General features: G+C 73.5%; 1 protein-coding gene. It reads left to right on the top strand.

Going from position 1 to position 889, the window contains the following annotated elements; genetic code table 11:
* A partial coding sequence (locus AX737_RS04775; RefSeq protein ID WP_066919399.1) for an amidohydrolase family protein occupies window positions 1-771 on the top strand: 771 nt, incomplete at its 5' end.
* Window positions 772-889: the final 118 nt, after the last annotated feature.

Below are 889 nucleotides of genomic sequence, written 5' to 3'. Positions count from 1 at the left end.
CCGCCGCACTACCCGCTGGTGCCCGAGCGCAGCTACACCCCGCCCGCCGCGCCGGGCGAGCGCTACTGCGCGATGCTGGACGCCACCGGCATGGCCAACGGCGTGCTGATCCAAGTCAGCGTGCACGGCACCGACAACCGGCGCATGGTCGAGACCCTGCGGGCGAACCCGGTGCGGCTGCGCGGCGTCGCGGTGATCCCGCTCGGCCTGCCCGAGCGGGAGCTCGCCGACCTCAAGGCGGCGGGCGTGGTGGCCCTGCGGCTCAACGTGCTGTTCGGCGGGGGCGTCGGCTTCGCGGCGCTTGAGGAATACGGCGCCCTCGCCCGCGAGATGGGCTGGCACCTGCAATTCCTAGTCGATGCCCGCCAGCTGCCCCCGATGGCCGCCCGCCTCGCGCGCCTGCCCGTGCCCTTCGTGGTGGACCATATGGGCCACATGCCGACCTCGGCGGGGCTCGACGATCCGGGCTTCCGCACGCTGGTCGATCTGGTGCGCGACGGGGCCTGGGTGAAGCTGTCGGGCGCCTTCCGTACCTCGGTCGCGGGCGCGCCCTACGCCGACACGATCCCCTTCGCCCGCGCGCTGCACGCGGCGGCGCCGGAGCGCTGCCTCTGGGGCTCGGACTGGCCCCACGTCGCCGCCTGGAAGGGACCGCCGCGGATCGGCGACCTGCTCGACCTCGTGGCGGACTGGATCCCGGACGAGGAAGATCGCCGCCGGTACTTCGTGGAGAACCCGCGGCGGTTGTACGGGTTCGGGGAGGCTGGCTGAGGGGGTACATCCCCCGCCCTCTCCCTCCCCCGCAGAGCAGGGCAATCGCATATGCCAAGCGCGTGCCTAGGCGGAAGGGACGCGGGTCCCCTCTCCCGTGCGGGAGAGGGACAGGGTG

Source organism: Methylobacterium sp. CCH5-D2, assembly GCF_001556475.1.
Taxonomy (GTDB): Bacteria; Pseudomonadota; Alphaproteobacteria; order Rhizobiales; family Beijerinckiaceae; genus Methylobacterium; species Methylobacterium hispanicum.
Note: the sequence above shows the minus strand (reverse complement) of the source record. Positions and strands in the feature narration are given on the sequence as shown.